At 39.1% G+C, this 23,244-nt stretch carries 23 protein-coding genes and 1 pseudogene; 18 read left to right on the top strand and 6 right to left on the bottom strand.

The annotated features are described in order from the left end of the window. Positions 1-276: 276 nt before the first annotated feature. The 4 genes from thrS (at position 277) to HMPREF0014_RS22260 (ending at position 4,063) form a co-directional block, all read left to right on the top strand. Positions 277-2,199: a threonine--tRNA ligase gene (thrS, locus tag HMPREF0014_RS22275; protein ID WP_004710556.1), complete on the top strand. Its 1,923-nt coding sequence runs from the start codon at positions 277-279 to the stop codon at positions 2,197-2,199. 5 nt (positions 2,200-2,204) lie between these two features. Beyond that, positions 2,205-2,756 (top strand): translation initiation factor IF-3, encoded by a 552-nt coding sequence (infC, locus tag HMPREF0014_RS22270; protein ID WP_079377112.1) that lies wholly within the window; start codon positions 2,205-2,207, stop codon positions 2,754-2,756. 205 nt (positions 2,757-2,961) lie between these two features. Then, positions 2,962-3,582 carry a glutathione S-transferase N-terminal domain-containing protein gene (locus HMPREF0014_RS22265; RefSeq protein ID WP_002054551.1) on the top strand — a complete coding sequence of 207 codons (621 nt, stop codon included), beginning with the start codon at positions 2,962-2,964 and terminating at the stop codon, positions 3,580-3,582. A gap of 52 nt (positions 3,583-3,634) precedes the next feature. Further along, positions 3,635-4,063, top strand: coding sequence for a YqaA family protein (locus HMPREF0014_RS22260; protein WP_006581362.1), 429 nt, complete (start codon positions 3,635-3,637; stop codon positions 4,061-4,063). Between the two features lie 40 nt (positions 4,064-4,103). On the opposite strand, the gene nreB is transcribed toward HMPREF0014_RS22260, so the two are convergent. Continuing rightward, positions 4,104-5,354 (bottom strand): nickel resistance MFS transporter NreB, encoded by a 1,251-nt coding sequence (gene nreB / locus HMPREF0014_RS22255; RefSeq protein ID WP_006581361.1) that lies wholly within the window; start codon positions 5,352-5,354, stop codon positions 4,104-4,106. Positions 5,355-5,483: 129 nt separating this feature from the next. Between nreB and HMPREF0014_RS26370 the strand changes: the two are divergent. The 5 genes and pseudogenes from HMPREF0014_RS26370 to HMPREF0014_RS22235 form a co-directional block, all read left to right on the top strand. Continuing rightward, positions 5,484-5,591: pseudogene (locus HMPREF0014_RS26370) on the top strand (hypothetical protein); the annotation flags it as partial. An 11-nt stretch (positions 5,592-5,602) separates the two neighbouring features. Beyond that, positions 5,603-5,797 (top strand): 50S ribosomal protein L35, encoded by a 195-nt coding sequence (gene rpmI / locus HMPREF0014_RS22250; protein ID WP_002054552.1) that lies wholly within the window; start codon positions 5,603-5,605, stop codon positions 5,795-5,797. Between the two features lie 11 nt (positions 5,798-5,808). After that, positions 5,809-6,168, top strand: coding sequence for a 50S ribosomal protein L20 (gene rplT / locus HMPREF0014_RS22245; RefSeq protein WP_000124858.1), 360 nt, complete (start codon positions 5,809-5,811; stop codon positions 6,166-6,168). A 91-nt stretch (positions 6,169-6,259) separates the two neighbouring features. Then, positions 6,260-6,817: an NADAR family protein gene (locus HMPREF0014_RS22240; protein WP_020992366.1), complete on the top strand. Its 558-nt coding sequence runs from the start codon at positions 6,260-6,262 to the stop codon at positions 6,815-6,817. A 59-nt stretch (positions 6,818-6,876) separates the two neighbouring features. Further along, complete coding sequence (locus HMPREF0014_RS22235; RefSeq protein WP_006581358.1) at positions 6,877-7,380, top strand: GNAT family N-acetyltransferase; 504 nt, start codon at positions 6,877-6,879, stop codon at positions 7,378-7,380. Positions 7,381-7,386: 6 nt separating this feature from the next. Here HMPREF0014_RS22235 and HMPREF0014_RS22230 read toward each other — a convergent pair whose 3' ends face one another. Further along, complete coding sequence (locus tag HMPREF0014_RS22230) at positions 7,387-8,388, bottom strand: hypothetical protein (RefSeq protein WP_020992365.1); 1,002 nt, start codon at positions 8,386-8,388, stop codon at positions 7,387-7,389. Between the two features lie 157 nt (positions 8,389-8,545). Between HMPREF0014_RS22230 and pheS the strand changes: the two genes are divergently transcribed. Genes pheS through HMPREF0014_RS22215 form a run of 3 tightly spaced genes read left to right on the top strand, consistent with a single transcriptional unit; the run spans position 8,546 to position 12,233 of the window. After that, entirely contained in the window at positions 8,546-9,526 is a 981-nt protein-coding gene (gene pheS / locus HMPREF0014_RS22225) for a phenylalanine--tRNA ligase subunit alpha (protein ID WP_002054514.1), read from the top strand. A 32-nt stretch (positions 9,527-9,558) separates the two neighbouring features. Beyond that, the gene (gene pheT, locus HMPREF0014_RS22220) at positions 9,559-11,940 is read left to right on the top strand and encodes a phenylalanine--tRNA ligase subunit beta (RefSeq protein WP_006581356.1); all 2,382 of its coding nucleotides are present in this window, start codon (positions 9,559-9,561) and stop codon (positions 11,938-11,940) included. Next, positions 11,937-12,233 carry an integration host factor subunit alpha gene (locus HMPREF0014_RS22215; protein WP_000126166.1) on the top strand — a complete coding sequence of 99 codons (297 nt, stop codon included), beginning with the start codon at positions 11,937-11,939 and terminating at the stop codon, positions 12,231-12,233. The genes pheT and HMPREF0014_RS22215 overlap by 4 nt, the downstream gene beginning before the upstream one ends. A 168-nt stretch (positions 12,234-12,401) precedes the next feature. Here HMPREF0014_RS22215 and HMPREF0014_RS22210 read toward each other — a convergent pair whose 3' ends face one another. After that, positions 12,402-12,653 carry a hypothetical protein gene (locus HMPREF0014_RS22210; protein ID WP_006581355.1) on the bottom strand — a complete coding sequence of 84 codons (252 nt, stop codon included), beginning with the start codon at positions 12,651-12,653 and terminating at the stop codon, positions 12,402-12,404. Between the two features lie 93 nt (positions 12,654-12,746). Here HMPREF0014_RS22210 and HMPREF0014_RS25665 point away from each other — a divergent pair, with 93 nt between their 5' ends. Then, positions 12,747-12,881 (top strand): hypothetical protein, encoded by a 135-nt coding sequence (locus tag HMPREF0014_RS25665; RefSeq protein WP_017393480.1) that lies wholly within the window; start codon positions 12,747-12,749, stop codon positions 12,879-12,881. A gap of 184 nt (positions 12,882-13,065) precedes the next feature. Here the strand turns inward: HMPREF0014_RS25665 and rho are convergent, their stop codons facing one another. Then, complete coding sequence (rho, locus tag HMPREF0014_RS22205) at positions 13,066-14,334, bottom strand: transcription termination factor Rho (RefSeq protein ID WP_001054522.1); 1,269 nt, start codon at positions 14,332-14,334, stop codon at positions 13,066-13,068. Positions 14,335-14,653: 319 nt separating this feature from the next. Continuing rightward, complete coding sequence (trxA, locus tag HMPREF0014_RS22200; protein WP_002054512.1) at positions 14,654-14,980, bottom strand: thioredoxin; 327 nt, start codon at positions 14,978-14,980, stop codon at positions 14,654-14,656. 279 nt (positions 14,981-15,259) lie between these two features. Between trxA and ppx the strand changes: the two genes are divergently transcribed. The 5 genes from ppx to HMPREF0014_RS22175 are packed head-to-tail and all read left to right on the top strand — an operon-like array spanning position 15,260 to position 20,359. Further along, entirely contained in the window at positions 15,260-16,780 is a 1,521-nt protein-coding gene (ppx, locus tag HMPREF0014_RS22195; protein ID WP_002054555.1) for an exopolyphosphatase, read from the top strand. Positions 16,781-16,798: 18 nt separating this feature from the next. After that, positions 16,799-17,620 (top strand): acetyl-CoA carboxylase carboxyltransferase subunit alpha, encoded by an 822-nt coding sequence (locus HMPREF0014_RS22190; RefSeq protein ID WP_002054564.1) that lies wholly within the window; start codon positions 16,799-16,801, stop codon positions 17,618-17,620. Next, on the top strand, positions 17,557-18,957 hold the full coding sequence (gene tilS, locus HMPREF0014_RS22185) for a tRNA lysidine(34) synthetase TilS (protein WP_006581353.1): 1,401 nt from the start codon (positions 17,557-17,559) through the stop codon (positions 18,955-18,957). The genes HMPREF0014_RS22190 and tilS overlap by 64 nt, the downstream gene beginning before the upstream one ends. Next, entirely contained in the window at positions 18,932-19,768 is an 837-nt protein-coding gene (proC, locus tag HMPREF0014_RS22180) for a pyrroline-5-carboxylate reductase (RefSeq protein ID WP_081404856.1), read from the top strand. The genes tilS and proC overlap by 26 nt, the downstream gene beginning before the upstream one ends. A gap of 21 nt (positions 19,769-19,789) precedes the next feature. Continuing rightward, complete coding sequence (locus HMPREF0014_RS22175; protein WP_006581351.1) at positions 19,790-20,359, top strand: YggT family protein; 570 nt, start codon at positions 19,790-19,792, stop codon at positions 20,357-20,359. Between the two features lie 58 nt (positions 20,360-20,417). Here the strand turns inward: HMPREF0014_RS22175 and polA are convergent, their stop codons facing one another. Continuing rightward, positions 20,418-23,189: a DNA polymerase I gene (gene polA / locus HMPREF0014_RS22170; protein ID WP_006581350.1), complete on the bottom strand. Its 2,772-nt coding sequence runs from the start codon at positions 23,187-23,189 to the stop codon at positions 20,418-20,420. Positions 23,190-23,244: the final 55 nt, after the last annotated feature.

Here is a 23,244-nt window from a genome sequence, read left to right as displayed (position 1 = left end):
CTTAAAACAGTTCTGATGAATAATTATCCTATTTATGTATTTCTTAAAATTTAGGTAGAGCACTTATTAAAGTCACTTATTGCTGTTTACCGTATAAGCAAAATGTATTTATGATTTTATGAGTACAAAGGTTTTCACTTGGCTTGAACAAGTGTAAAATCTTTCAGGTTTTTTAATTTTGATTTACACCGTTTTTATATTTTGAGGCTTGCCTCGATCATAATCTCGCGGTGAAATGCTCCTTCGTATAGGGCATCACTCCTTAAGGATTTTTCTATGCCAATTATCACATTGCCAAATGGCGATCAAAAGAATTTTGATCACCCTGTATCTGTTATGGAAGTCGCTCAAAGTATTGGGCCTGGTTTAGCAAAAAATACCGTTGCTGGACGAGTAAATGATCGCTTAGTTGATGCATGTGACTTAATTACCGAAGACTCGACCTTACAAATTATCACTCCAAAAGATGAAGAAGGTCTTGAGATCATTCGCCACTCTTGTGCACACCTTGTAGGGCATGCAGTAAAGCAACTTTTCCCTGAAGCAAAGATGGTGATTGGTCCGGTCATCGAAGAAGGTTTCTATTACGACATCTGGATGCCACGTCCTTTTACATTAGATGATATGGCAGCAATCGAAGAGCGTATGAAAAAGCTCATCGATCAAGATTACGACGTTGTTAAAAAAATGACTCCACGTGATGAAGTTATTGCTGAATTTACTGCTCGTGGTGAAGAATACAAATTACGCTTGATTGCAGACATGCCTGAAGAAACACAAATGGGCTTGTACTACCATCAAGATTATTTAGATATGTGTCGTGGTCCGCACGTACCAAATACTAAATTTTTAAAATCATTCAAACTTACCAAAATCTCTGGCGCTTACTGGCGCGGTGATGCGAAGAATGAACAGCTTCAACGTATTTATGGTACTGCTTGGGCTGATAAAAAACAGTTAGCAGCTTATATCAAGCGTATTGAAGAAGCTGAAAAGCGTGACCATCGTAAAATTGGTAAAGCGTTAGACTTGTTCCATATGCAAGAAGAAGCACCGGGTATGGTGTTCTGGCATGCAAACGGTTGGACTATTTATCAAGTACTAGAGCAGTACATGCGTAAAGTTCAGCAAGACAATGGTTACCAAGAAATTAAAACTCCGCAAATCGTAGACTTTACGCTTTGGGAGAAATCTGGTCACGCAGCAAACTATGCAGAAAACATGTTTACGACTCATTCAGAAAGTCGTAACTATGCTGTAAAACCAATGAACTGTCCTTGTCATGTTCAAGTGTTCAACCAAGGATTAAAATCTTACCGTGATTTACCGATTCGTCTAGCTGAGTTTGGTTCTTGTCACCGTAATGAACCATCTGGTTCTTTACACGGTATTATGCGTGTTCGTGGCTTTACACAAGATGATGCACATATCTTCTGTACTAAAGAACAGATTGGTAAAGAAGTTGCAGATTTTATTCAACTTACTTTAGACGTTTATAAAGACTTTGGCTTTGAAGAAGTTCAAATGAAGTTGTCTACTCGCCCAGAAAAACGTGTAGGTGATGACGCTCTTTGGGATTTAGCTGAAAAATCTTTAGCAGATGCTTTAGATGCAGCTGGTCTTAAATGGGAATTGCAGCCGGGTGAAGGTGCATTCTATGGTCCAAAGATTGAGTTCTCTTTAAAAGACTGTCTTGGTCGTGTATGGCAATGTGGTACCATTCAATGTGACTTCAACTTGCCAGTTCGTTTAGACGCTTCTTATGTAACTGAAGAAAACGAACGTGATCAGCCTGTAATGTTGCATCGTGCAATTCTTGGTAGTTTTGAGCGTTTTATTGGTATACTAATTGAACACTACGCTGGTTTCATGCCACCTTGGTTGTCACCTGTACAAGCATGTGTCATGAACATTACCGATGCTCAAGCTGAAGCAAGTGAGCAAGTTGTGGCAAAACTCAAGGAAAATGGCCTTCGCGCTATTTCTGACTTGAGAAATGAAAAAATCGGATTTAAGATTCGTGAGCGTACTCTAGAGCGCATTCCTTACCTGTTAGTTCTTGGTGATCGAGAAGTTGAAGAAGGTACAGTGAATGTACGTACTCGCTCAGGAAAAAATTTAGGTACTATGTCAGTGGATGCTTTCATTGACTTAGTGAAATCTGCCGTCGCCGAACGTGGCCGGTATATTGTGGAGTAAGAAAGATTAAACAGCCTGACCGTAACCAACAACAAGGTGCAAAGAGTAACCGTCCAGCAATTAACGATGAGATCCGTGCAAAAGAAGTACGCCTCGTCGCTGCTGATGGTGAGCAAAAAGGAATTGTTTCATTAAATGAAGCACTGCGTGCTGCTGAGGATGCAGATCTTGACCTTGTTGAGATTGTCGCAAACGCTGAGCCGCCTGTTTGTAAAATCATGGATTACAACAAGCACTTGTTTGACCTGAAACAGAAGCAAAAAGATGCCAAGAAAAAACAGCATCAAGTGCAAGTGAAGGAAATCAAACTACGCCCAGCAACTGATGTAGGTGATTATCAAGTTAAGCTTCGTGCTATTTTGAAGTTCCTTGAAGAAGGTAACAAAGTCAAAATCACTTTACGTTTCCGTGGTCGTGAAATGGCTCACCAACAACTTGGTTTAGCTCAATTGCAAAAGATTGAAGCAGACGTAGCTGAGTTTGGTATTGTAGAGCAAGCTCCGAAAATGGAAGGTCGACAAATGGGTATGTTACTTGGACCGAAAAAGAAAAAGTAATACTCAAAAAAAGCACTGCAAACGCAGTGCTTTTTTATGCCCGTCATTTCTTGATTTAATTCCTTTAAAGTGCGATTTAATAACTTTTTAAACCAAAGTTATTCTCAAATTTTATGTGTTTTTTGGTGTTGGACATATCATTGTATTAGTCAAAACATGATATAACGCAAGACGCAGTCATGATAACGATGAATAGGAAAATAGAATGATTGATCTATATTATTGGGGAACACCCAATGGACATAAAATCACAATTGCCTTAGAAGAAATGGGACTGGATTACACCCTTTATCCAATTAATATTTTAGAAAATGATCAATTTCAACCAGATTTCCTGAAAATTTCCCCGAATAATAAAATCCCCGCAATTGTTGATCAGGACGGTCCACGTGGTGAGCCAATTTCAGTATTTGAATCAGGCGCGATCTTACAATATTTAGGTCGAAAAACCGGATTGTTTTATCCAACAGATGAACAAGAGCGGGTTGAAGTTGAACAATGGCTCATGTGGCAAATGGGTGGGCTAGGGCCTATGCTTGGGCAGAATCATCATTTTAACCGCTTTGCGCCAGAGAAAATTCCTTATGCAATTGAACGTTATGTGAATGAAACTAAGCGTTTATATGGCGTATTAAACAAACAACTTATAGGGCAAAAATTTGTTGCGGGGGAATACTCAATTGCTGATATGGCAATTTTACCTTGGATTCTGCGCTATGAATGGCAGGGGATTCAATTAGAGGATTATCCTTATGTACAAGAATACATTGTCCGCCTAACAGCACGTCCTGCGGTACAAAAAGCTTTATCAATTAAAGTTATCTAATTTTGCTTGGTAGCACAATGAATAAAGTGAAAGGTAGTTTGGTTTAATTAGAATGCTAAGTTACTTTTTACTTTTTTTGAGTGCTTTTGGGGCTGCTACATTATTACCATTACAATCAGAAGCTGTACTCGTTGCTTTATTATTAAAAAATCAACAGTCCGCTTTTCTTCTTATTTCGATTGCTACTTTTGGAAATGTACTCGGTTCATGTGTGAACTGGTGGTTAGGTTTAAAAATAGAACAGTTTAAACATAAAAAATGGTTTCCAGTTTCTGAAAAACGTCTAGAACAAGCTCAACGTTTTTATCATAAGTATGGCTTTTATTCGCTACTTTTAAGTTGGACACCTGTGATTGGTGACCCTATTACTTTGGTTGCTGGCTTACTCAAAGAAAATTTTTGGCGCTTCTTATTTATGGTTCTTATTGCTAAGGCTGGGCGTTATATTTTCATTTATTGGGTAATTACAGACTTTATTTAAAATACAAGCATCCGAAGATGCTTATATTAAAACTATTTATTTAGTCTTCCGAGCTTTTGGTAATGTCGACTTTAAATAGGTCATTGGTTTTTAACCAACAGAACGTGACCACTGCAAGCGTCATACAACCACCAAAAATAGTCGCTGCAATAGTCCCCAAATATTTAGCAGCCAACCCTGATTCAAATGCACCCAGCTCATTACTGGATGACACAAACATGCCATTTACAGCCGCTACCCGACCACGCATATTTTCTGGTGGGAATATTTGCAAAATGGTTTGTCGAACCACAACTGAAATACTGTCACAAGCACCTGTCATGGCCAGTGCAAATAGGGATAACCACATATTATTCGAGAAAGCGAAAAGGATCGTAAATACACCAAACCCGGCAACTGCTAATAGCATGTTACGCCATGCGTGCTGAGTTGGAGGAAAACGAGTCAAAGCAATCATGGTAATGAGGGCACCAATAGATGGCGCTGCACGTAAATAACCTAAGCCTTCTGGTCCCACTTTTAAAATATCTTCTGCAAAGATAGGCAGTAAGGCAATCACACCTCCAAATAAAACAGAGGCAAGATCTAGAGAAATAGCCCAGAGAACGATTTTGGTTTTCCAAATAAAGCGGAAACCATCACCTAAGCTTTCTAATACATTCGCAGTTTCAATTTTAGGAAAGCTTCGTTTTTGTAATAAATTAATAAGAATAAAACAGATGCTGAGTAGGGCAGCAACACTAAAAAGACTGGTTTCTCTGCCTAAGTAAGCAAGCATAAAACCGCCTAGCATAGGCCCAATAATCACGCCACTTTGCCAACCAATTGTTGTCCATGTGGCACCATTGGCATAAAGCTCGCGTGGAATTAAGAACGGTTTCAATGAGGTGGCAGAGGGATTATAAAACCCACGTATCGTACCTAAGCCAAAGATGACTGCGTAAATACCCCACGAAAGGAAATTTACACTGATATGACCTAAACCATGCAAATGAAACAGCAACCACAAAACTAAAGGTAGAGGTACCGAGAAAAATAAACAGATTTTCATTATGACCTGTTTATTAAATTTATCAGCAAAATAGCCACCCCAAAGGGATAGGGCAATAAATGGAATGGCTTCTGCTAGTCCAATTAAACCTAAAGTTAGAGGATCTTTGGTAATTTGATAAAGTGAATAAGCAACAATAATTTCTTGAATCAAAATTGCTAACGTTAAGCAAAATTGATTAATGGTAACAATAGAGAAATCTCTATAGCGCAGTGCAGCTAATGCATCATGTTTCTGCATTTGAAATATCGTATGTTGATAATTTGAACATATTATAGAGCTAAACAAGCCATAATGTTGAATTTATTAGCAGTGACCAATCTCTAAAAAAATGATATGAATTTTTAATTTATTAAGACATTCATCTAAAAAAGCACTACGAGTAGTTTTAATTTTAGTCAGCATACTATAAAATACGCGCTTCCTTACCTGCAGGTCGATTTTGCAATGGTGCAATCGCGCCGAACAGGTGCCTAAAAGAGGTTACTATGGCTAAGTTAAAAACTCGCCGTGGTGCAGCTAAACGCTTCAAAGCGACTGCAAACGGTTTTAAGCGTAAACAAGCGTTCAAGCGCCACATCTTGACCAAAAAATCTGCTAAACGTATCCGTCAATTACGCGGCTGTGTAATGGTTCATGTTTCTGACATGAATTCAGTTCGTCGTATGTGCCCATACATCTAAGGAGATTATAAATGGCTCGTGTAAAACGTGGTGTAGTGGCTCATCGTCGTCACAAAAAAATTCTTGCTCGCGCTAAAGGTTACTATGGTGCTCGTTCACGCGTTTACCGCGTAGCGTTCCAAGCGGTAATCAAAGCTGGTCAATACGCTTACCGTGACCGCCGTCAAAAGAAACGTCAATTCCGTGCTCTATGGATTGCGCGTATCAATGCTGGTGCTCGTCAAAACGGTTTGTCTTACAGCCGTATGATCGATGGCTTGAAAAAAGCTCAAGTGATCATCGACCGTCGCGTATTAGCTGACATCGCTATGCATGATGCAGTAGCATTTGCTGCTTTAGCTGAAAAAGCTAAAGGTGCATTAGCTGCATAAGCTTAGAGATTCAAAAAGAGGCCGCTTTTTAGCGGTCTTTTTTATTTTTAATGGTTCTATTTTAAAAAGAGAAAATAATCAGAGATAAATGATGAAAGATGAAAAATTTCTAAATGACTTAATTCAAAAAGTACAGCAAGGTCACCAGTATAAATACTTATATTTTTGGGGACATACTCCTAAACAAGCTGATCTTGTTGATAAAAGCTGTTTTAGCCAGTGGTTCCCAGCGCAATTCAAAGTAGAAGGTGTCGAGTATTTTACTGCTGAACACTATATGATGGCGCAAAAAGCAAAATTATTTAATGATGAAGAAATTTTTGCACAGATTTTGCAGGTTAAACATCCGAATGAAGCAAAGCAACTCGGTCGTAAAGTGCGTAACTATGATGAACAGATATGGCAAGAAAATCGTTTTGACATAGTGGTGCAGGCGAATTTTGCGAAATTCTCACAGCATTCTGAATTGAAAAAATTCTTATTAGCAACGAAAGACCGTATTTTGGTTGAAGCATCTCCTGTCGATAAAATTTGGGGTATTGGTATGGCGCAAGACCATCCACATGTCCAAGATCCATCTCTATGGCAAGGTCTAAATTTGTTGGGGTTTGCTTTAATGCATGTTCGAGAGCGGCTTTTAACTGAATAGGTTGGTGTGAGATCAACCAATGCTTCACTTTAAAAAAGTAGTAAGGTGAGGGGAGCAAATTGAAGTCATTAAATAATTCAGATATTCGTATAGCATCATTTAACAATGCATTATCTATTGCAGAAGTACATGTGCAAGGTTGGAAAGAAACCTATGCCGGTATGGTTAAGCAAGAAATATTAGATGAGCTTAACGTACTAGATAAAGAACAGTTATGGAAAGAGATAAGCAGAAGTCCTGATCATAAGTTATTTATCTATACTGAAAATGGGGTAGTGAAAGGCTTTCTTGATGGCTATTTAAACCCAGAAAGTAATATTGCTGAAATTCTTGCTTTTTATCTTTTAAAAGAAGTTCAAAAACAAGGTATAGGTCGTGAATTATTCCAAAAGTTCTATCAATGCGCTTTAAATCAAGGTTATGCTTTTATTTGTTTAGAAGTCTTTAATAAAAATCCGAGCCGTTTCTTCTATGAAAAAATGGGAGCACAGTTAATTAATGAAGCCGAACTACCAGAGTTCGGCTTCGGAATAACAGAATTACCTTATCAATGGGAACTTTAATCAAGATTAAAGCCCAAAATAATAAGCTAAGGCACAAATAATGACGGTTAGAACAATGAGCTTGATTACACCTGTTCCACCAGTTTTATGATGAGGTGCTTTTAAATGAGTTACAGACTCATTTGTTGCATCAAAAGGAGAGGGTTTCTCAACAGGTTTTAATTGAGCTGTTTGATAGTGATTTGCTGCTTTCACAATCAGCTTTGCAAATAGGTCGTCAGTTTTGTGGGTAAAATTTCTTAAGTTAATAATTTGCTCTTGATCTAAGTCTTCCCCTAAAGGATCATTTGCAGTGCGTTTCTTTTGCTCTAAATAGTCGGATAAAGCCTGAGTGCGGTAGAGGAGTTGGTGTGCGCAATCAGCTGGGTAGTTTTCAGGAATAAGAGCAAGAGTTGGTTGATGATCTATAGCGATTTGATGAGTTGACCCATCAAAATATTTTTTCTCAAATTTAGGTTCTTCAAAACCTGCTGCATACTTACTTCGAAATAACTCAGATTCCATAAAGTCAGCAATTTCATCCCATTGAGGGGCTTTTAAGTCAGCTTCGACTTTTTTAGATAATTTTTCGTTCAGCTCAAAACGCCAAAAAGTTTCTAAACGTAAATCACTACGCTGATTTAAAGGTGGTTCAAACTCGTTATCGCTGCTATACCATTCGGCAAGTTCATGGCCAAAAATCCACGCAATTTTCTTATTGTTTTGATGGCTCACAATAAAGTGAGTATAAGGTAAAAGTTCGACATTATTATTCGGATTTTGCTCTTCATTCAAGATTGTTGATAAATGAAGAGAGATCTGGGTTGTTCCTTGCTTTTTGAGTGCTTCTAACCAAACTTGGAAATGTTGAGCAAGTAAATGCTGTGAAATTAAGTCACGAAATTGAAAACTATGCTGGTCAAAAATATGATGTTGTCGCCATTGGTTAAAGCTTAAATTCTGGCGAAGGTATTCATTACCGTAGGTCACAAGTGTAAGTTGTTGTTTCCAAATCTGATTGAGCGCCATAATAATTGATCTCATTGACGATAGTATTATTTTATACGTTTTATCTTTTTGTTGCCTAATACATTTTTCATGATGGATAAACTTCATCAATACGGTGAAAAACTGTTAGAATGCAGTGTTTTATTATATTTTTAAATTTGTTGCTTTGAGAGTTAATATGTCACTGGAAGCCCTGACCACAGAAGCGCTTGCTGCCATTGCAGCAGCTCAAGACCTTGTTGCACTTGATCAGGTGCGTGTGCAATTTACAGGGAAAAAAAGCCAGCTTGCAGAACAATCGAAAGCATTAGGGAAAATGGACCCTGAAGAACGCAAAGTACAAGGTGCTGCGATTCATGCTGTTCGAGAAACAATTAATAGCGCTTTAACTGAGCGTCAAACGGCATTACAACAAGCTGCGCTAGCGCAAAAACTAGCAAATGAGACCATTGATATTACTTTACCAGGTCGTGGACAGCGCATTGGTACAGTTCATCCTGTTACTCAAGTACAAGAACGTATTTGCCAGTTCTTTACTAAAGCTGGTTTTACAGTTGCAACAGGACCGGAAGTTGAAGATGACTATCATAACTTTGAAGCATTAAATATTCCTGGGCATCACCCTGCACGTGCCATGCACGATACTTTCTATTTTGATGCAAACCACTTGTTGCGTACGCATACCTCTGGTGTGCAAATTCGTACCATGGAAACAAGTCAGCCGCCAATTCGTATTGTATGTCCGGGCCGTGTATACCGCTGTGACTCAGACCAAACGCATTCGCCAATGTTCCATCAAATCGAAGGTTTGTACGTTGCTGAGAACACCAGCTTTGCTGAATTAAAAGGTTTATTAATTAACCTACTTAATGAGTTTTTTGAGAAAGATTTAAAAGTCCGTTTCCGCCCATCATATTTCCCATTTACAGAGCCTAGTGCAGAAGTAGATATCATGGATGAGCGTGGACGTTGGTTAGAAGTATTAGGCTGTGGCATGGTGCATCCAAATGTATTGCGTGCTGCGGGTATTGATCCTGATAAATACAAAGGCTTTGCTTTTGGTTTAGGGGTAGAACGTTTTGCAATGTTGCGTTATGGCATTAATGACTTGCGTATGTTCTATCAAAATGACGTGCGTTTCTTACGCCAATTTGCCTAACATTTTTTCAGGATTAAATAAGGTTTATAAAGATGAAGATTAGCGAAAATTGGTTACGCACATGGGTTAACCCTGCAATTGATAGTGATACATTATCTGATCAGTTGACTATGCTTGGTCTTGAGGTAGATGAACTAGCGCCTGTTGCTAAGCCATTTACCGGAGTTGTAGTTGGTGAAGTTCTAACAGTTGAACAGCATCCAGATGCAGACCGTCTACGTGTAACAACAGTGAATATTGGTTCAGGTGAGCCTCTGCAAATTGTATGTGGTGCTCCTAATGTTCGTGCTGGAATGAAAGCACCTGTAGCAACTATTGGCGCAGTATTACCAGGCGATTTTAAAATCAAAAAAGGTAAGCTTCGTGGTGTCGAGTCACAAGGTATGCTGTGTGGCGCTTCTGAAATTGATCTTGAAGATAAAATCGATGGTTTGCTTGAGCTACCTGCCGATGCTCCAGTAGGGTTAAACATCCGTGAATACTTAAAACTTGATGATAACGTCATCGATATTAGTATTACGCCAAACCGTGGTGACTGTTTCAGTATCCGTGGTATCGCACGTGAAATTGCAGTGATTAACCAACTGCAAATGAATGAACCTGAAATTAAATCGGTTGATGCGACAATCACTGATGAGAAAAAGGTTGTTATCAGTACAGAGGGTGCTCCACGCTATTTAGGACGTGTCATTAAAAATGTCAATGTGAAAGCTGCTACTCCTGAATGGATGGAACAAGCTTTAGCACGTTCAGGAATTCGTACACACAGTATTTTAGTTGATGTAACGAACTACGTTCTAATGGAATTAGGCCAGCCAATGCATGCTTTTGATTTGGCTAAAATCGAAGGTACTGTAGAAGTTCGCCAAGCTAAGCCGCAAGAAAAGTTGCAACTTTTGAATGATCAAGAAGTTGAATTGCAAGAAGATGTGATGGTTATTGCTGATGACCAGAAAGCTTTAGCAATTGCCGGTATTATGGGGGGTCTAGCGTCAAGTGTAACTGATGATACGACAGACATTTTCTTAGAAAGTGCATTCTTTGCTCCGCTTGCGATTGCCGGGCGTGCTCGTCGTTTTGGTTTACACACAGACTCTTCGCAACGTTATGAACGCGGTGTAGATTTCGAATTACCTTTGATTGCGATGAACCGTGCTTCCCAGCTTATTCAAGAGTTGGCAGGTGGTGAGTTTGGTCCAATTACTATAGCTGAAAAATCTGATTTACTTCCTAAACGTGAAGCGATCGAACTTAAGCAAGCTCAGGTAGACCAATTATTGGGATATCAAGTTGCTGCTGAATTTATTACAGATGCTTTAACTCGACTAGGTTGTGAAGTAACTGTTAAAGCTGATGGCGAATGGAGCGTAGTTCCACCATCACATCGTTATGATATGGCAATTTATCAAGATTTGATTGAAGAAGTTGCTCGTATTGATGGATATGACAATATTCAGATCAGCTTACCAAGCATGGATGTTCAGCTTGCTAAGTACCAAGATCGTTTTGAAATTGCACAGCTACGCCAAACAGTAGTTACTTTAGGTTACCAAGAAGCAATCAGCTTTAGCTTTGCTGATGCAAAACTTGAAAAGCAGTTAAACCCGCAAGTCAATCCACTTATGCTAGCAAATCCAATTTCAAGTGATTTGGCAGCAATGCGTAGCACTTTGCTTTCTAGTTTAATTCCTTGTGTGCAATATAATTTAAATCGTCAGCAAAGCCGTGTACGTTTCTTTGAGCTTGGCTTACGTTTTGATTATCAAGATGCCAATTCTATTCAAGACTTAAAACAAATCCCGACATTAGCTTTAATTGCTGTAGGTTCTCGTGAACCAGAATCATGGCATGCTAAGCCACAACCAATGGACTTCTTCGATTTTAAAGGTGAAGTAGAGGAAGTTTTAGCTGCTGGACGTGTCAAAGTTGAATATGTACGTTCAGAGCGTTCATGGTTACATCCAGGACAGTCTGCTGAAATTTTAGTTGATGGTAAATCAATTGGTTACCTAGGTCGTTTGCACCCATCTTTAGAAAATGAGCTCGATTTGAGCACAACTTGGGTTGCTGAGCTTGATCAGGCAGCAGTTTTGCAATCTTATGTATCTAATTTTACAGAATTATCACGTTTTCCTTCGGTTAGACGTGATATTGCGCTTTTAATCTCTGATAATATAAATGTTAGAGATATTCAGCAGTTAATCGAAAAAACTGGTGGAGAGCTTTTAGACTCTACTTGGTTATTCGATGTGTATACGGGGCAGGGTGTCGAAGAAGGTAAACGTTCATTAGCGTTTGCACTATTATGGCAACATCCTTCACGTACGCTTGAAGATGCTGAAATTAAATCTGGTATGGACAATATAATCCAAGTGTTGGAAAACACTTATCAAGCGACATTGAGGGCCTCATGACAGCACTAACTAAAGCAGACATGGCTGATCATTTAAGTGAGTTAACCAGCTTAAATCGCCGTGAAGCAAAACAAATGGTCGAGTTGTTCTTTGACGAAATTAGCCAAGCGCTTATCGCGGGTGAGCAGGTTAAGCTTTCTGGTTTTGGTAATTTCGAGCTTAGAGATAAACGCGAGCGTCCGGGACGTAATCCTAAAACAGGCGAAGAAATTCCGATTTCTGCCCGTCGTGTAGTGACCTTTAGAGCAGGTCAGAAATTTAGACAACGCGTTGGAAATGAGCAGATCGATTGATCTGCTTTTTTTATTCATAATTTTTTTATAGCTTTAGAATTAACATGTTTTATGGAGCGATCAAATTCATTTAAATCATATATCGAATATATATTTGTTTAAATCATAAAATTTAAGCATAAAAAAAGAGGACATAACGTCCTCTTTTTATCTAATCTAGATTCTAGATTAGTGTGCAGCAGAAGCAGCAGCGTCAGTAGCAGCAGCAGCAGCGTCAGAAGCAGAAGCAGCAGCGTCAGAAGCAGCAGCAGTTTCAGAAGCAGCAGCGTCAACAGCAACAGCAGCTTCAGAAGCAGCAGCAGCAGCAGCTACAGCTTCAGAAGCAGCAGCAGCAGCTGGAGCTTCTTCTTTCTTAGAACAACCAACGAAAGCTAAAGTAGCGGCAACAGCAGCAGCAACAGCGAATTTTTTGAATAACATGGCATCACTCTCACAAAAAAAATTTGAGATTAAAAAAACCTAAGTTAGGCTGTTTTGCTTTTATTATTCCTAAACGTAGCTAGGTAACAACGCATGGAGCAGTCTAACTGGTCTGCCGCTATGCTATCACTGCAAATGTTGAAATACTACTGTCACCTGTCAAAAAAGCGCAGAAAAATTGAAAAAACAGCCTGTTTTTTAACAGAAAAAAACAATCAATTAGATTAGATATATTGGAAAAGGTATAAGTAAGCTACTAAAAAACATAATTTTTTTATATTAAAAATATTTGTTTTCAAAAGCTTAAATATATCCTTACATAAGGTTTAACAAAATGTATTTTTGTGTAAAGCATGTCAACCAAATAAAAAAGCTACTCATGAGAGTAGCTTTTTGGAAAACAACATAATGATTAAGTTGAAGCTTTACGTTTCATCTGATCAAAGAAATCATCATTTGTTTTGGTTTCTTTCATACGGTCAAGTAAGAATTCCATAGCAGCCAACTCATCCATAGGATGAAGGAGTTTACGGAGGATCCAGACTTTACGTAATTTATCTTCATCCATTAAACGTTCTTCACGACGTGTACCTGACTTCTTAATATTCATGGCAGGGAAGACACGCTTCTCAGCAATACGGCGATCAAGTGTAATTTCTTGGTTACCAGTACCTTTGAATTCTTCGTAAATTACATCGTCCATTTTACTGCCAGTCTCAATAAGAGCAGTAGAGATGATTGTTAAAGAACCGCCTTCTTCGATGTTACGAGCAGCACCGAAGAAACGTTTTGGGCGTTCTAATGCATGTGCATCTACACCACCGGTCAATACCTTGCCTGATGAAGGAATTACAGTGTTGTATGCGCGAGCTAAACGTGTGATAGAGTCAAGTAAAATCACAACATCTTTTTTATGTTCAACAAGACGTTTTGCTTTTTCAATGACCATTTCAGCTACTTGTACGTGACGTGCTGGTGCTTCATCAAATGTTGAGGCAACGACTTCACCGCGTACGGTACGTTCCATTTCAGTTACTTCTTCTGGACGCTCATCAATAAGTAAAACAATAAGGAACACTTCCGGATTGTTTCTCACAATAGATTGTGCAATGTTTTGAAGTAACATTGTTTTACCCGCTTTTGGCGGTGCAACAATAATAGAACGTTGTCCTTTACCAATTGGCGCAACTAAGTCGACAACACGGGCAGTTAAGTCTTCTGTTGTACCATTACCAAGTTCCATAACCAATTGTTCGGTTGGGAAAAGGGGAGTTAAGTTTTCAAATAAAATTTTATTTCGAGAATTTTCTGGCGTGTCATAGTTAATCTGGTTAACTTTGAGCAACGCAAAATAACGCTCACCTTCTTTCGGAGGGCGAATAGTACCTGTGATGGTATCACCTGTACGCAAGTTAAAGCGTCGGATTTGTGAGGGGCTCACATAAATATCATCCGGACCAGCTAAATACGAACCTGCGGCAGAGCGCAAAAAACCAAAACCATCAGAGAGAATTTCAAGAACGCCGTCACCAAAAATTTCTTCGCCATTCATTGCATGGCGTTTCAAGATGGCAAAGATAATATCTTGCTTTCGGTTACGAGCCATACCTTCAAGGCCCATAAATTCAGCAATTTTAATTAGTTCGCCGATTGGTTTTTTCTTGAGTTCAGTTAAGTTCATAGGGGTCAGAATTAGGAAAGAATAGAGTGTGGTTTAAAAGAAGAAAAATCGCTCGCATACAAAAAAGAGTATCGCAATTGTATTTACACAATAACAATTCAGAAGTCTAATTAACTGTTTCGAAGAGAAATGTGAAAAAACAATTTCTGTTGCCGAGTGGCGATCTTTATGTTTGTGTCTTGTAAGAAGCCGGACAGAAGACGATTCCCTTCAGTGCCTCTTGAGCATGCAATATAAGTGAGATCAGCTAATTTGTCAATTTATAGCCGAAAAAAATACGCTATAGAGATATAGCGTATTTCATCTGTAACGTTCGGACTTAAACGTTTTCGTCAATGAAGCTAACGAGTTTAGAACGAGGTACAGCACCGATTTGCTGCGCTACTACTTCACCATTTTTGAAAAGTAATAAAGCAGGAATATTACGGATATTGTATTTCACTGCAGTATCTTCACAAGAAGTCACGTCAACTTTAACGATTTTTACTTTACCAGCATATTCACTTGATAAATCTTCAAGAACAGGTGCAATCGCTTTACAAGGTGCACACCAACCTGCCCAGAAGTCAACAAGTACAGGTGTTTCTGCATCTAGAACATCTGCTTGGAAGTTATCATCAGTTGTATTTACAATAGTCGCAGACATGGTACGGCTCCAATTTTTAGAAAAAAGTGCTATCACTATAGGAGGATATAATCTCTATCAGTATTACATAGCTACTTAGTTCAATGTAAGGGTTTGATGCTATTATTCAAGGCTTAATTAAATTTGTCTAATGGATGCTCACGATATTCACCATCGGCTTGTACAATCGTTTAACAAATCGAAAATTATCGATGGCTATTAATTGTTGATGAAAATGGCTTTTCAATTGCATTCTTGTGAATTACTCTAGGCGTGAATTGTTATGGGTTTAGTTCAATAATGTCTGACTTTCTGATTGATGAAGAATTACTTGCTGCCATAGATATGGGGTCGAACAGTTTTCACCTTGCCATTGCACGGGTAGATCACGGTGAAGTTAAAAAAGTGGCTTCAATGTCAGAAAAAGTACAGCTTGCAGCTGGTCTGGATGAAAATAAAAACTTAACAGAAGCTGCACAGCAACGTGGCTTGGCATGTTTGGCTCGTTTTGTCGGGCGTTTGGGGTCGGTTCAACCTAATCGTTTAAGAATAGTGGCAACAAATGCTTTGCGTCAGGCTAAAAATGGCCATGAGTTTATTCAAAAAGCTGCTGAAATTTTACCTAAACCTATTGAAATTATTGCAGGCCGTGAAGAAGCACGACTGATTTATCTTGGTGTATCTCACACGATGGCAAATGGTGGACGCCGCTTAGTTGTTGACATCGGTGGTGGGTCTACTGAGTTTATTATTGGCGAAGAATTCGAGCCGATTTATACCGAATCATTACAGATGGGTTGTGTAGCATATACTAAAGCCTACTTTGCTGATGGTGAAATTACCCAAAAAGCTTTTGATAAGGCAGTGGTTGCTGCGCGCAAAGAACTTTCAGCGATCGCAACAACTTATAAGATGGAAGGTTGGGATACTGTTGTTGGTTCTAGCGGTACAATTAAAGCCTGCCGTCAAATTATGGTAAATATGGGGTTAAGTGACGAGCAAGAAAATGTTACTCGTGAAGGCCTCTATAAACTTAAAGATAAGTTGCTCAAGTTCAAAAATATTTCTGAAATTGATTTTGAAGGACTTAGAGAAGATCGACGAGCAGTTTTGCCAGCCGGATTGGCAATTTTGTACGCAGTTTTTGAAGTATTAGAAATTGAACATTTGGCATATTCTGATGGTGCATTACGTGAAGGAGTCATGTATGACCTTTTAGGTCGTTTTAAGCATGAAGATATCCGAGATCGTAGTGTGCAAGCCCTAATGGGACGTTATAACGCTGATCCGAAACAAGCAGAACGAGTTGTGAATACAGCTCAACACTTATTTGATGGGGTAGCAGAATCTCTGAATTTAACCAGTGAAGACAGTGACTTACTGCGCCGTGCAGCATATTTGCATGAAATTGGTTTAGCAATTAGTCATGGTGGTTATCATCGTCATGGTGCTTATTTATTACAGCATTCTGATATTCCTGGTTTCTCACAAATTGATCAAAACCATCTTTCACATTTAGTTGCTCATCATCGTCGTAAATTACGTAATGATGTAAAAAATGAAGTTTTAAAGGCGGGCGGTAATAAATTACTCTACCTAAGTTTATTACTTCGCCTTGCAGTTTTACTCAACCATAGTCGCAGTGATCAGATGCTTCCTGCCATTGAATTGACCATCATAAATGATCAACAATGGCAGCTTAGTGTTTCTGGTGATGCCAAACAATGGCCATTGTTAGTTGCCGACTTGCATGATGAGCAAGAGCAGTTTAAGCATTGGGACATTGAATTGAATATTCAGTCGGAAAAATTTATCGATTAAAGGGATAATATTCGACCTATGAAAAAAGCTACTCAGTCCAAAGCGTGGACAACGGTTCAAATTGCACGTCATCCTGATCGTCCGCAGTTTCTAGATTATGTCGGTGAAATCTTTACAGAGTTTGATGCCTTGCATGGTGATCGTTTGTTTGGTGACGATGGTGCGATGGTAGGTGGTCTTGCTCGTTTTGACGGTCAACCTGTGATGGTCATTGGACAACACCGTGGTCGTAGTACCCGTGAAAAATTAAAGCACAACTTTGGTATGGCGAACCCAGAAGGTTACCGTAAATCTCAGCGTTTACTAGATATGGCTGAGCGTTTTAATCTTCCGGTTTTCACGTTTATTGATACGATGGGTGCATATCCAGGTGTTGGTGCTGAAGAACGTGGACAAGCTGAAGCAATTGCCACTAGTCTTGCTCAACTTTCAAGTTTGAAAGTTCCTGTTGTTGCAACAGTACTCGGTGAAGGTGGTTCTGGCGGTGCTCTAGGTATTGGGGTTGCTGACCGTGTGATTATGCTATCACATAGTATTTATTCTGTGATTTCACCAGAAGGTTGTGCATCTATTTTATGGAAGACTGCTGAAAAAGCAGCTCAAGCGAGTGAAGCTTTAGGTTTAACAGCAGATAAACTACAATCTCTAGGTATTGTTGAATATGTAGTAGATGAAGGCGAAGGAGCTCATTTAGACCCTGAGCGTGTGATGCAAAACCTAAAAGTAGTTTTAAAGCAAGCTTTGGATGAATTGCTACCGATGGATGCAAATGAACGATGCGAAGCACGTTATCAACGTTTAATGAAGTTTGGCAGCGAAAATTTAGGCATCACGTCTTAAAGCAGGCTCAAGAGTTTTCAGAAAATAGTTCTTTTCTTATTGGATGTAGTGGTGGCATGGATTCAATGCTACTACTACATTTAATGAATCAAATTTTCCCTCAAAAGATCCGAGCAATTTACATTGATCATCAACTGCAAGAACAAAGTGCAGAATGGGGGAAACTTGTTGCCAGTCAGGCAACAAGTTTAAATATTTCTTATATTATTCAAAAAGTACAGATTTCTGATGGGAATCTGGAAGCTCAAGCACGTCAAGCACGTTATCAAGCTTATCAGCAACATTTACAACAAAATGAAATTCTATTGCTTGCTCATCATCAGCAAGATCAGGCCGAAACAGCTATTTTACGTTTATTGTCAGGTACAGGTGTAGATGGACTTGCTGCAATGCAAGCCATTGATTACCGTGAAAATATGACAATTTGGCGTCCCTTTTTGGATTTAACACGTGAGCAAATTGCTTCTTGGGCTGCTCAGCTTGAAGTGAAGTATATTGATGATCCAATGAATTATGATACCCATTATGACCGTGTGTGGTGTCGTGAAGAGCTTTGGCCATTTTTATCAAAAAGATTTCCAAAAATGCAGCAGGCGCTGAGCCGAACCAGTTATCTCATGCAGGATGCTTCCGAAATTTTAGAAGAAGTTCTGAAAAATGATTGGCAATATTCGGGTTCAGCTGACTATTTAGATTTAACGAAATTATCTGAGTTATCTTTTGCACGACAGCGCCAGTTACTTTCTGCATGGATGAAGGGTGATGGGCAATATCGGCCTGCATTTGAAATGGTCGAGCGCTTAAAAAAAGAAGTCATTGATTCTAAATCTGATGCACAAGCCGCTTTACATTGGAACCAGTTTTATTACGTCCGTTATCAAAATATTCTTTATAGGTTAAGTAAACAGATTTATCTTGCTGAAAAATTAAATCCGGTTGAAGCCGAACTGGAGCATTCATTTAAATTACAAGAAGAATGGCAGGGTGCAGCAGGACTGTTCCATATTGAGAGTAAAAAAATTGGTTTAAGTCATTCTTTATTGAATAAAAAATTGAAAATAATTCGACGCCAAGGTGGGGAAAAGATTCATCTATATGGTCGTGTTGGACAATGGCCGTTAAAAAAAGCGATTCAAGAAGCACATATTTTGCCTTGGCTTCGTCATACAATTCAAATATTAGTCATAGATAATGTTATGCTTGGGGTTTTTACACCGAAAGGATTTTGGTTGGCTCAGTCTCCGTATTGTGAGCAAGGAGGATGGCAACCAGATTTAATTTCTCATTCTTGTGATCTGGTAAATGGCGAATATGGTTATGACAAGTGCAGTAAATAGTAATATCTGTTTTATTGGTGGTGGTAATATGGCCCAAGCGTTGATCGGCGGGCTGATTTCAAGAGGCTTGCCACCAACACGTATTACCGTTTCAGATCCAGTTGAACAAATCCGTCATTTATTACAAGAAAAAGAAGTTCATGTAACCCAAGATAATGTGGCTGCAATTAAAAATGCGGATGTTGTCGTACTTGCGGTAAAGCCACAAGTTCTAGCGAATGTTCTACGTCCGCTGAAAGGCTTATTATCGGATAAACTGGTTATTTCCATCATTGCTGGTGCGGAAATTAAGACAATATCAAATCTTATTGATAGCGAACGAATTGTTCGTGTTATGCCGAATACGCCAGCATTAGTTCAAACTGGCGCACATGGTATTTATGCGAATGATGTAGTTGGTGCTTCAGACCGTGAATTAACGAGTCAAATTTTAGCAGCAACTGGTTTAACAATTTGGGTAAACTCCGAAGCTCAAATTGATGCGGTAACAGCAGTTTCAGGTTCAGGCCCGGCTTACTTCTTCTACCTCATGGAAAGTATGATCCGTGCAGGTAAAAATCTAGGCCTAGATGAAAAAGTTGCAACTGCTTTAACTCTTCAAACAGCATTAGGTGCGGCTCAAATGGCAATTACGAGTTCAAATACTCCGTCTGAACTACGTAAAAATGTGACATCACCGAATGGTACAACACAAGCTGCACTTGAAGTTTTTGATCGTGCACAAATCTCTCAAAATATTCAATCTGCATTAGCTGCTGCACAGAAACGTAGTCAAGAATTGGCTCAAGAACTGAGTGACAGTGCAAAATAGCTTTAATAGGATAAGACAACTATGGGTGCAAATTCTGCGCTAATTTTTGGAATTTTAATTAACGTTGCGATTTTATTGGTCTTTTTCCGGTTCTTAATGCAATTGGCGGCAGTAAGTCCTTATAATCCTGTGGTTTTATCGACAGTAAAGGCGACGAAGATTGTTGATATTTTTGCCCGAATTTTTCCAACAGTCGCAAAAGGCCGATTCAATTTAGCCGCGTTAGTTCTTTTAATTATTTTATATTTACTGAAAATTTTTGGTGTGATGTATCTTTCAGGTTCAATGCCAAATAGTCCGATTCATTTAGTGATTCTGACATTTGTGACAATGATCCAAGATTTGATTCGTTTCTGTCGTTATTTAATTTTTGCGACAATCATTTTGAGTTGGGTGGTGATGTTCACTCAATCTCGTTCACCTTATATTGAAGTCATTCAAGATTTGGCAGAACCATTATTAGCGCCGTTCCGTCGCTTACTGCCTAATATGGGAATGATTGATTTGTCGCCAATTTTGGCATTCTTAGCGCTCTATATTGCTGAGATCTTAATGAATGAAGTTGCTAAAGTTCTTTTAACTGGACTTTAAGTTGAGACGATAAAAAGGGCTGTATTTCACAGCCCTTTTTTATTGGTTTATTGATGACTTAGTGTGCATCATCCCAGTTTTGCCCTTGCCCAACTTCAACTACTAAAGGCACAGAAATTTCGACAACGGATTCCATAACACTTGCGATTTGCTTAGAAAGTTCTTCGGCAATGTTTTGATCGGCTTCAAACACTAATTCATCGTGTACCTGAAGTAGTAGTTTTGCTTGATCTTTTGGCAAGATTTTATCAACTGCAATCATTGCAAGTTTAATAATATCAGCTGCACTACCTTGTAAAGGCGCATTGATCGCAGCACGTTCAGCAGCCTTACGTACCATCACATTTCGAGCATCAATATCTGGTGTATAAAGACGACGTCCTAAAATAGTTTCAACAAAGCCTTGCTCCGATGCTACTTGGCGGGTACGTTGCATGTATTCATAAATACCCGGATAGCGTTGGAAGTATTGCTTAATATAGTTTTGCGACTCTTGACGTGTGAAGCCTAACTGACGAATTAAGCCAAACTCGGACATACCGTAAAGTAAACCAAAATTTACAGCTTTGGCTTGGCGACGCTGATCGTTTGTTACATCTTCGATCGCAATACCCAATACTTCTGCAGCAGTACGGCGGTGAACGTCTTGTCCGTGCTGGAACGCATGTACTAAAGCATCATCTTGAGAAAAATGAGCCATTAAACGAAGTTCAATTTGTGAGTAATCGGCTGCTAGTAAAACTCGTCCTTCTGGTGCAATGAATGCTTTACGAATTTGACGGCCAATTTGTCTACGAATTGGAATATTTTGTAAGTTAGGATCCGAAGAAGATAGACGACCTGTCGCTGTGAGAGCTTGGTGATAACTTGTATGTACGCGATGGGTATCGTTATGAGATTGTTCAACTAGACGGTCAGTATAGGTACTTTTTAGCTTTGCTAACCCACGATGTTCTAGAATAATTTCCGCTAATGGGTGTTCGATTTTTTCTAAAACACTTTCACTGGTACTGTATTGTCCAGTTGCAGTTTTTTTACCACCTTTAATACCTAATTTATCAAATAGGATTTCGCCTACTTGTTTAGGTGAAGCAATGTTAAAAGTTTCATCTGCAATTTCCATAGCCTGATTTTCAAGGCCTTCCATGGTTTTTGCAAATTCAACACTTAATTTATCTAAGAATGCATGATCTAAACGAATACCATCTTCTTCCATGCCTGACAAAATTCGGGCAACCGGCATTTCGATATTATATAAAATATTTTCTAGCTCAGGATGTGCTTTAAGTTTATTTGAAAGGACTTCATATAAACGATAAGTCACATGTGCATCTTCGGCTGCATAATGAGCTGCAACTTCAATCTCAATTTGATTAAAAGTCTTCTGTTTAGCACCTTTACCAGCAATTTGTTCAAAAGTTGTAGTTAAGTGACTTAAATAGACACGAGCAACATCATCCATACCGTGACGAGTTGCTGCTGCATTTAATACATAAGATGCCAGCATGCTATCGAAATACCAGCCTTTAAGTTCTATACCGTGATTAGCAAAAATGTGCGCATCATATTTAAGGTGATGACCGATTTTTTTAACCGCTTCATTTTCTAATACTGGCTTAATTTGAGCCAGAATTTGTTCACGATCCAGCTGCTGTGGCGCATTTTCATAGTTATGTGCTAAAGGCACATAATAGGCATCTTTTGCATCAAAGGCGATTGAAAAACCAACCATTTCGGCAATACGGTAATCAAGACTTGTGGTCTCTGTATCAATAGCAAAATGATCGGCATTTTGCATGCGTTGCCAGAGTTGATCCCAAGCTTCTTGAGTTAAAACAGTATGATAATTTGCAGTCCCAAGCTGATCATCTTGACTAGTTAAGCTAGCTTGATCTTCTGTTTCTATTGTTTCAGCAGGTTTAACTTCATTTTGAACCACGGTCTGTGAAGCTTGCTGTTTGTAGCTTGAGCTATTTGGATTGTTTGGATGATCAAGCGACTGTAATTGGTTTCTAAACTCGAGCTCAGTGTATAGATTACGCAAAGCCTCTACGTTTGGATCAGTAAGCTTTAACTCATGCCAGTCGAGTTCTAAAGGAAGGTCGCAAACAATACTTGCCAACTGATGATCAAGCTTAATGTTATCTAAATTGTCTTTAATATTTTGGCTCAGTTTGCCTTTAAGCTGGTCTACATTAGCAATGATATTATCTAAAGTGCCATATTCGGTCAGTAACTTGGCTGCTGTTTTTGCTCCCACGCCAGGCACGCCCATAATACCGTCAGACGCATCGCCCATTAGAGTCAAGTAATCGATAATCTGATTCGGCCAAACGCCAAACTTTTCAAATACGCCATCGGTATCCATTACGCGATCTTTAAAGCTATCTTCAAGTTTTACATAGTCATTAACCAGCTGGGCCATATCTTTATCTCCGGTTGAGATAAGGACATGATGACCTTCTTTTACGGCGCGTTTAGCCAGTGTCCCGATAATGTCATCAGCTTCAGCACCCGGAAGGCTATATAAAGGAATTCCTTGCGCTTTAATTAGAGCGTGTAAATATGGAATCTGTTGAGATAACTCTTCCGGCATGGTTGGGCGGTCACCTTTATAAATAGGTGAAAGCTTATGACGGAAAGTTGGCTCAGGCGTATCAAAAATGACGGCCATATGTGTTGGTTGCATACGGCGCATTAATTTTTGAATGGCAGAAATTGCCCCACGTATTGCATTGGTATGTAACCCTGTAGAGGTCGTCAATGGTGGTAATGCATGATATGCACGAAATAAAAAATAGGACCCATCAACCAAGACAAATGGTGGCATTGAACAATTCCTTAATTTGAATTAGGTGTATTTTACGTGAAAACGGCTATGAATG

The sequence above is a fragment of the Acinetobacter sp. RUH 2624 genome (genome assembly GCF_000162375.2).
In the GTDB taxonomy this organism is placed as follows: Bacteria; Pseudomonadota; Gammaproteobacteria; order Pseudomonadales; family Moraxellaceae; genus Acinetobacter; species Acinetobacter nosocomialis.
The sequence above is the reverse complement of the archived record's forward strand: the minus strand, read 5'-3'. Positions and strand labels throughout refer to the sequence as shown.

What these genes read in the sequence shown, in the direction of transcription:
- thrS (WP_004710556.1), top strand. Translation starts at nt 277, where the DNA reads ATGCCAATTATCACATTGCCAAATGGCGATCAAAAGAATTTTGATCAC.
- HMPREF0014_RS22265 (WP_002054551.1), top strand. Translation starts at nt 2,962, where the DNA reads ATGATTGATCTATATTATTGGGGAACACCCAATGGACATAAAATCACA.
- HMPREF0014_RS22260 (WP_006581362.1), top strand. Translation starts at nt 3,635, where the DNA reads ATGCTAAGTTACTTTTTACTTTTTTTGAGTGCTTTTGGGGCTGCTACA.
- nreB (WP_006581361.1), bottom strand. Translation starts at nt 5,354, where the DNA reads ATGCAGAAACATGATGCATTAGCTGCACTGCGCTATAGAGATTTCTCT.
- rpmI (WP_002054552.1), top strand. Translation starts at nt 5,603, where the DNA reads ATGGCTAAGTTAAAAACTCGCCGTGGTGCAGCTAAACGCTTCAAAGCG.
- rplT (WP_000124858.1), top strand. Translation starts at nt 5,809, where the DNA reads ATGGCTCGTGTAAAACGTGGTGTAGTGGCTCATCGTCGTCACAAAAAA.
- HMPREF0014_RS22240 (WP_020992366.1), top strand. Translation starts at nt 6,260, where the DNA reads ATGAAAGATGAAAAATTTCTAAATGACTTAATTCAAAAAGTACAGCAA.
- HMPREF0014_RS22230 (WP_020992365.1), bottom strand. Translation starts at nt 8,388, where the DNA reads ATGGCGCTCAATCAGATTTGGAAACAACAACTTACACTTGTGACCTAC.
- pheS (WP_002054514.1), top strand. Translation starts at nt 8,546, where the DNA reads ATGTCACTGGAAGCCCTGACCACAGAAGCGCTTGCTGCCATTGCAGCA.
- pheT (WP_006581356.1), top strand. Translation starts at nt 9,559, where the DNA reads ATGAAGATTAGCGAAAATTGGTTACGCACATGGGTTAACCCTGCAATT.
- HMPREF0014_RS22215 (WP_000126166.1), top strand. Translation starts at nt 11,937, where the DNA reads ATGACAGCACTAACTAAAGCAGACATGGCTGATCATTTAAGTGAGTTA.
- HMPREF0014_RS22210 (WP_006581355.1), bottom strand. Translation starts at nt 12,653, where the DNA reads ATGTTATTCAAAAAATTCGCTGTTGCTGCTGCTGTTGCCGCTACTTTA.
- HMPREF0014_RS25665 (WP_017393480.1), top strand. Translation starts at nt 12,747, where the DNA reads ATGGAGCAGTCTAACTGGTCTGCCGCTATGCTATCACTGCAAATGTTG.
- rho (WP_001054522.1), bottom strand. Translation starts at nt 14,334, where the DNA reads ATGAACTTAACTGAACTCAAGAAAAAACCAATCGGCGAACTAATTAAA.
- trxA (WP_002054512.1), bottom strand. Translation starts at nt 14,980, where the DNA reads ATGTCTGCGACTATTGTAAATACAACTGATGATAACTTCCAAGCAGAT.
- ppx (WP_002054555.1), top strand. Translation starts at nt 15,260, where the DNA reads ATGTCTGACTTTCTGATTGATGAAGAATTACTTGCTGCCATAGATATG.
- HMPREF0014_RS22190 (WP_002054564.1), top strand. Translation starts at nt 16,799, where the DNA reads ATGAAAAAAGCTACTCAGTCCAAAGCGTGGACAACGGTTCAAATTGCA.
- tilS (WP_006581353.1), top strand. Translation starts at nt 17,557, where the DNA reads ATGCGAAGCACGTTATCAACGTTTAATGAAGTTTGGCAGCGAAAATTT.
- proC (WP_081404856.1), top strand. Translation starts at nt 18,932, where the DNA reads ATGGTTATGACAAGTGCAGTAAATAGTAATATCTGTTTTATTGGTGGT.
- HMPREF0014_RS22175 (WP_006581351.1), top strand. Translation starts at nt 19,790, where the DNA reads ATGGGTGCAAATTCTGCGCTAATTTTTGGAATTTTAATTAACGTTGCG.
- polA (WP_006581350.1), bottom strand. Translation starts at nt 23,189, where the DNA reads ATGCCACCATTTGTCTTGGTTGATGGGTCCTATTTTTTATTTCGTGCA.